The 6,191-nt window shown below is 53.1% G+C and carries 9 protein-coding genes; 6 read left to right on the top strand and 3 right to left on the bottom strand.

Annotation, left to right across the window (positions count from 1 at the left end):
• The 3 genes from VFE46_03880 to VFE46_03890 all read right to left on the bottom strand — a co-directional run.
• The coding region (locus tag VFE46_03880) for a hypothetical protein (GenBank protein ID HZZ27124.1) at positions 1-454 on the bottom strand (454 nt) is incomplete at its 3' end.
• 429 nt (positions 455-883) lie between these two features.
• Positions 884-1,696: a DUF6338 family protein gene (locus VFE46_03885; GenBank protein ID HZZ27125.1), complete on the bottom strand. Its 813-nt coding sequence runs from the start codon at positions 1,694-1,696 to the stop codon at positions 884-886.
• A 378-nt stretch (positions 1,697-2,074) separates the two neighbouring features.
• Positions 2,075-2,809 (bottom strand): recombinase family protein, encoded by a 735-nt coding sequence (locus VFE46_03890; protein ID HZZ27126.1) that lies wholly within the window; start codon positions 2,807-2,809, stop codon positions 2,075-2,077.
• 97 nt (positions 2,810-2,906) lie between these two features.
• Between VFE46_03890 and VFE46_03895 the strand changes: the two genes are divergently transcribed.
• From VFE46_03895 to VFE46_03920, 6 genes are all read left to right on the top strand, one after another.
• Entirely contained in the window at positions 2,907-3,077 is a 171-nt protein-coding gene (locus tag VFE46_03895) for a hypothetical protein (GenBank protein HZZ27127.1), read from the top strand.
• A 459-nt stretch (positions 3,078-3,536) separates the two neighbouring features.
• Positions 3,537-3,788: a hypothetical protein gene (locus tag VFE46_03900; protein ID HZZ27128.1), complete on the top strand. Its 252-nt coding sequence runs from the start codon at positions 3,537-3,539 to the stop codon at positions 3,786-3,788.
• A gap of 536 nt (positions 3,789-4,324) precedes the next feature.
• Complete coding sequence (locus tag VFE46_03905) at positions 4,325-5,032, top strand: hypothetical protein (GenBank protein ID HZZ27129.1); 708 nt, start codon at positions 4,325-4,327, stop codon at positions 5,030-5,032.
• A gap of 75 nt (positions 5,033-5,107) precedes the next feature.
• Positions 5,108-5,530 (top strand): hypothetical protein, encoded by a 423-nt coding sequence (locus VFE46_03910; protein ID HZZ27130.1) that lies wholly within the window; start codon positions 5,108-5,110, stop codon positions 5,528-5,530.
• Positions 5,527-5,790 (top strand): hypothetical protein, encoded by a 264-nt coding sequence (locus VFE46_03915; GenBank protein ID HZZ27131.1) that lies wholly within the window; start codon positions 5,527-5,529, stop codon positions 5,788-5,790. The genes VFE46_03910 and VFE46_03915 overlap by 4 nt, the downstream gene beginning before the upstream one ends.
• Positions 5,759-6,040, top strand: a complete 282-nt coding sequence (locus tag VFE46_03920; protein ID HZZ27132.1) for a helix-turn-helix domain-containing protein — start codon at positions 5,759-5,761, stop codon at positions 6,038-6,040. The genes VFE46_03915 and VFE46_03920 overlap by 32 nt, the downstream gene beginning before the upstream one ends.
• The last annotated feature ends 151 nt before the right edge of the window (positions 6,041-6,191 follow it).

Genomic DNA, 6,191 nt, shown 5'->3' on the forward strand with positions numbered 1-6,191 from the left:
CTAGAGTCTTGTGTGCTCCACCATGTCCCCAAAGTCCAAACATTAAATTTGCCATCGGAAGTTGGCGACCATCTATATAGAAGCCATCATCATCCCGTTGTGGCAAAGGAACCATAAATTTCCCGCCGTCCACTGTCACAAAAGTCCATTGATGAACCGGCTGCCCACGATATTGCGCAGTGACGGAAACGGAACTAGCGCTCGGGTCAGAAAAACGCTCCGTCCACGGTTCCGAAAACTCTTCTTTCTTGGTTCCACCATAGGCAAGTGTAATATCAATATCTTCCGCGTAGACCGCTAACATCGTGTGTGCGTTCGGTTCGATATAGGGGTGCATCTGTCCGTCTTCACGCCGGCTGCCATGATCCCAACTATGCACAGTGGGATATTCAAACTTATCCCAATGATTGGCGGACGAGTTTTCAATTAGTTCAATTAGTTCGTTAAGCGTCATGTCTAGCTCTTGCGTGGCGGCGGCGCTGGTGGCGCTGGCTTCGCTACATTGGTTATAGGCTGCTTCACACCACCTTGAATTGCTTGCGCTTGGGGCGGCGGTGGATTGTGCGAACGGTTTGAATGCGGAGGCGGATTGTGTGAGGCAGTTTTGTCCATCGTTTACTCCTAGCTTTTCTTCGGGGGTGGTGGTGCGGGCGGGTTCGGTTTCGCGCCACGGTCGGGACCGCCGACACTATTCTCTCTGCCGCCAGTGTTGCCAGTATTGGCTGTATTCATTACGGGTCCGTTGTAACTCTCCAAGATTTCCCTTGGCGGATAATTCTTGGAATACTTTTCTGGTTCTTCACGTCGCTGTGCCATGCTAAAACTCTCCGTCTAATTTGGTTTTTTTGGTGGTGGTGGTGCGGGCGGTGATGGCTTTGCTGCGCTAGGTCTTTGTTGTGCTGACAGGTTCTCCGTTGTGCAATTTGTTGGGCGCTGTGGCTCCCGGCTCGGAGGCGGCTGTGGAAACTTGCTTCCCATGTGCGGTTCCTTTCTTCTGGAGCACGATTAGTTCTTTCTGACGCTGTTCAACTATTTCAGGTGCGACTGTAATTTCAGATTCATACTTGACGAACTCGACCATTTCTACGTCGGTTGCCGACAACAGTAATCGTGATACGCGGTCTTGGGCATGTCGGACGTTGTCATCATCCAGCCATTCGATGTTAATCATCACGAAGTGACCGCTATCAGGTGAGTCAGGCCACTCTTCCGCCCAGCCATACAAGCGCCGGCTGCCTTTGAGATGCAAAACAATGTTCCGATCCTCTTGGTGAAACGCGCTAAACCACTCGTTCGGATATGCGGTCCGCTTTGTCCAGACCCAGCCTTTATTGCGGTCGTCGCCGCGCCGCTTCCGAAAGTTCCAGCGACGATTCCAGAGGAAACAATGAATCGTATTGTTATTAGCACAGCCGGCAACTCCTAGGCCGAATGCAGCGCCGATCAAAAGCGACCAAACTAAATCGACGTTGTTTGTCCACTCGCCAATCACGAATAAGTGGCCAAGCAAAAGAGCAAACCAACGGACGATGATCGTCAGCCCGCGAATGATTACCGTGAAAATCAGCGCTTGAACAACTCGCTCAAACGGTTCTTTTCTAGGATGCGCAGTGAGACCGTAGAAAATCCAAGCGGCCAGAAAACCTGGCACCAGAGTATTAAGAAGGTTAATGATTTCGGCTGAAAGCGCTTCCATGCCAGCAATGATAGCCCGTTTGAGGCAATTTGGGCTAGATCAATTTCGTCGGCAAAGCAGCTAGAATTCCCAATCTGCGCCACTTAAATTGCCACCATTAATCGCAGGAGCGCCATTACACGTGTAGATACGGCCCGGTTTCGTATCAATCATTTAGCTGGGTTCTTTGTCGTAACGGATACCGCATTCCAATCAGGGTCGGCGGGTGTGCGTGCTCGCTGCTGCGAGCTTCCTTGCACTCTAAACGTCTGCGATGCCTTAGAACGCGTTGGCCGTTTACTTACAAAGATAGCGGCCAGTAGAAAGGGCCGCGCTTTCCGCCAGATGCGATAGGGTGGCTTCGGCGAGCGAATTTGACCCTACACCCATGTCTTTCGATCATCGAATGGCGAACATCGCAGCGGCGATAACGGGCAACGCAGAAACCAAGCGACGAACTGTATTCGCATAAAACTTGCCGCCGCTTGTGGTCGTGTGGCCATCAGCGTTCAGTGAATCGCAGATTTCTTGCAGCGTTGCATTATCATCGACCATTGTTTGGATCGTCGGCAGTAGATGTCCGTAGCACTCGGCACGGCGTTGTGCTGCGTTTTGATGACGTGCTGCGATGGAACAAGCACGTATGCGGTCCAGGTGCTGGACCATCTTGTCCGACTTCAATATGGCACGATGCCCGCGTCGATTGGCCCCTAATTGCACGCCACGGCGTTTGGCGGCTGCCAGTGCCAGCTTGGTTCGTTCGCTAATCTTGCGGCGCTCTTCCTCTGACATTGCTGCTCTGACGTGGAGTTCAAAGGCCGAAGCGTTTGGGGCATCGCAGCAAGCAAATTGGACGTTGGTTTCCATCAAATTAGCGATAAATGCCACTTTGCGGCTAAGCCGGTCTAACGTGGCGACAACTAGCTTGCCGCGAACGGCTTTTGCCCGTGCAACGGCTTTAGCAAGCTCTACGCGGGCATTATCCTTGCCCGATTCCACTTCCACGAACTCCGCCACTAACTGACCGTTCGTCAAACTGGCGTAGTCCTGGACGGCTTTACGCTGAGCTTCCAAACCCAAGCCAGATCGGCCTTGCTTTTGGGTACTGACGCGAATGTAGCCAATGATTTTCATTGTTGATTCCCCTTGTATCTCAATTATAACCTACGCGGCGACGAACGTCACGCCATTTGTAAAACTTGACCGTGAAATAAAACAACAGGATGATGCGATGACGAAACATCCGCGCTGGGCGGTGGTTGAATATGTAAAGAACGGCTTGCCTACAAGAATTTGCTGCCATTGCCATGACGAACCGCTGGAGCCGCGAGCCGGCGAAACGGTGCGGTGGTTGATCGGCGATTTGGCATCGACGCCGACTACCAATCAGACAATCTATTGACGCCCGCATCATTCGTCGCTGGCCGTGCTGAAACGGAGGAGCCGACAAAATTTGGATTATCTCTTGGCGGACCGGCCACGGCGCTGAACGAATGGCGGCAGCGCATCATCAGCCGGAAAGATGGCTGCGATGCCTACTGCCGTAGACTCGGCATTAAGCCGCTCGAAACTAGCATTGAGCGCTGGGGCCAAACTTACGAGGAGTCAGAATTTGTTAAATAAAGATTTTCCGTTTCGGATTACGGACCGCGAGATCGTCGAAATCTGCCGAGAGATGGGCGCAAAGCGTCCTGGCGAATGTTTCCACCACGTCGCCCTAGCCCTGCGCAGTGGGCGCGACCCAGAAATTTTGTTCGACAACTATCGCCGGAATAAGCCGGCGCTTTTTTGGAAAAACTAAACGCAGTGCAACACGCCGCCACTGCAAAACATTTTGCGGCGAACATTTGGAGTATTGAAAATGAGTTCTTGTTACAAGCGTGTGCTGCAATCCGGTCCACTCGACAGCAGCGCACAAGGTGAGGGCGACCGGCTCGGCGCTTTGTGGGTTTTACTTTCCGCGCTCGATTCTGTTGATTCGCGAGATGACAGCTTCCCGTCGAATCCGGCGACTGAGGTCAAGTTTCGGCTGAAAGCGTTTACCAATAATAGTTGGATGCGCGAATTTGCCACGCCGTTTCTTACCTCCCTCGAACTGAAACTAGTACAATGAACAACGGCGACGCAATGTCCGGCGCGCCGGCCGGCTCACCCGCGCGGAGCAGTCGCCCCGCAGCGGCAGCCGGCATATTCCAATAGGTGGCGGCGTTGTCGTATCTAGCGACGAGCACGGCACTTTTTGTCGGGGCACAAGCGGCGTTAAGCATTATTTCAGCAATGACGCCGAATTCATTCACGCAAAAACGGCCGGATTAACTTTTTGCGGTGTGCTCCCAAAGGGCGTCGCTGTCACGCGCGATGCCAGCGGCGACGCGTATCTCTGCGCCGGGGATCAACAATTTCTACTGCTGCCGGGCAACGCATGGCATTACAAAATGATGCGGCAGCAACTTTCAACGTATTTGCATTCTCAGCGCAAACCTGCGCGCTGCGAATCTTCTCCTAAGCAGGGTAAAACGGACAACAATGATAAATCCAAGAGTTAAATACTCAATTCAACATGGCAAATTCCGATTATGGCTCGATAGCTCAACCTTCGACTTTGTTGAAGGGAACAAAGCAAGTCGCGACGCTGCATTAGAACGCGCTATGGACCACGGCAGTAAAGTTATTGCGGCGTTGGAGGCACACGCCGGCCGTCCGCTGAGCGATACAGAGTTACTGCACGGCGTCGAACATAAAGAATTGCGCACCGCTGCGGAGCAGATCGCCGACAATCGTGTTGACCCGCCTCAGCATTTCGATTCTCGCGAACAGAATCCGTACACCCTGGCCTTAAATGCGAAACGCAACAAACGCGAATCTCGCGAAGAGATGCTCAAGCGCAAGGAAGCCGAGTGGGAAGTCCGCAAAGCAGCCGAAAAAGTCGCTGCTGAATTTCAAGGACAGCCGGAGCGAGTGAAGCTCAAGGCGAAAATCGACGCTCTGATTCAAGCTGCTAAGTTCAATGATGAGCTTACACAGGAGGACATGGATGATTTACTCACGATTCGTTACTCGGTAGAAACTTCGGACATCATGGCCGAACCACAAGTACTGCTTGACGCTTGGCACGGGCGGCAGCGCGATCGCATCGACGGCGAGGTTTCTAAACTGGATGAGCAAGTAGCCGCACTTCGCAAACGTCGCGACGCTTTGGAAAGCCGGCCGGTCACGGTGGAATTGCCGACACCGACACTGACTGCAACCAAGTACCCAAAGGTCGCTGCCGATTCCCCAGAGTGGGAACAATTCGCATCCCGGGCGCAGCGTGAAGCAAAAAGCGCCGCTGTGGCAGAACAAATCAACGCTGGGTAATCTTTCCCCGGCGACGCGCCGGCGGCGGTTCTCTCAATCGTACCGCCGCCGGCTTTCTTTTAGGAGACAAATTAAATGGATGATAAACACGCGGTCCGATACCGTTACAACGAAACTCGCTTCAACGAACAGGTCGCAAAATTCCGCGATGCTGAGAACGTTGATTTGCGTGAAGAGCTAGCGCTCGCAAAAGCGATGCTCAACGAACTGGTCGATTGCGACAAAATCGAAAGACAACGCACTCTGCCGGCCGTCAGAGACTGTCTAAAGGTAATTGCGTCGCTGAGCGAATCCGAAATGCAGCGACGGTTGCGCGAAAATGAATTATTGACGCGTTCCGCGCTAGAGAAATTCGCGACGGCTGTTTGCAACTTAATAGCGGAATGTCTGACCGGAAAATTTCCCAACTGGGAATCCACGGTCGATGACATCACGTCGAGACTCGGAGACTGCGTTGCCGCTGCCAGCAATGAGCCGGAACGAAAGAGGCGGGCATGAGCGTATTTCAAGAATGCCTGGCTGAGATTTTCGACGCCGGCCCCGAATGGTCGGAACTCCGCGACTGGCTACCCAAAGCCGAAGCAAGAGCCAACGGCCGCACTACCCAACAAACCAACGCCGCGCTGGCGGTGATTACGCTTTCGGGCGCATCACTCGCCGCGCGGCCAAAGCTACGTCAACAATTACTGATACTTGTTCCCCATTTCGATGCAAAAGGAAGAGAAGATGACAGCCGATGTATTGCCGCTGCGCGATGACCTGCGCAGCTATGCGAAAGAATTCGCCAAGCTGATTCTGGACGAAGTGCGCAACTTGCTCGCCAACGAAACAACGAAAGAGTTTTACTCCACTGAGGAGCTAGCCGAAGCGCTGGGCAAAAAGCCTTTCACCATTCGTGAGAATTGGTGCAATGGAGGCAAAATTGAGTGCGAAAAAGATGCCAGCGGGAAGTGGCGCATCCCCGGCAGCGAATACCGCCGGCTCATCAATGGTGGCGAACTCAATTAAGTACAGCGATTCTAGTGCCGTCGTCGGTTAATTGTAGCGGCATCCACAGTGTTGGAGGTAGTTGCGGCATTCGCTTTCGGTGAATAGATCGAGTACTTTGCCGCAGAGTTGCCAAAGTTTGTCGGTGGTTCGCTGGGCACCATCGCGGAGC

It is taken from the genome of Pirellulales bacterium (assembly GCA_035656635.1).
In the GTDB taxonomy this organism is placed as follows: domain Bacteria; phylum Planctomycetota; class Planctomycetia; order Pirellulales; family JADZDJ01; genus DATJYL01.

Bases quoted from the DNA above. Each gene is read 5' to 3' on its own strand.
- VFE46_03915 (HZZ27131.1), top strand. From the start codon at position 5,527: ATGAGCGTATTTCAAGAATGCCTGGCTGAGATTTTCGACGCCGGCCCC.
- VFE46_03890 (HZZ27126.1), bottom strand. From the start codon at position 2,809: ATGAAAATCATTGGCTACATTCGCGTCAGTACCCAAAAGCAAGGCCGA.
- VFE46_03920 (HZZ27132.1), top strand. From the start codon at position 5,759: ATGACAGCCGATGTATTGCCGCTGCGCGATGACCTGCGCAGCTATGCG.
- VFE46_03905 (HZZ27129.1), top strand. From the start codon at position 4,325: ATGGACCACGGCAGTAAAGTTATTGCGGCGTTGGAGGCACACGCCGGC.
- VFE46_03885 (HZZ27125.1), bottom strand. From the start codon at position 1,696: ATGGAAGCGCTTTCAGCCGAAATCATTAACCTTCTTAATACTCTGGTG.
- VFE46_03900 (HZZ27128.1), top strand. From the start codon at position 3,537: ATGAGTTCTTGTTACAAGCGTGTGCTGCAATCCGGTCCACTCGACAGC.
- VFE46_03910 (HZZ27130.1), top strand. From the start codon at position 5,108: ATGGATGATAAACACGCGGTCCGATACCGTTACAACGAAACTCGCTTC.
- VFE46_03895 (HZZ27127.1), top strand. From the start codon at position 2,907: ATGACGAAACATCCGCGCTGGGCGGTGGTTGAATATGTAAAGAACGGC.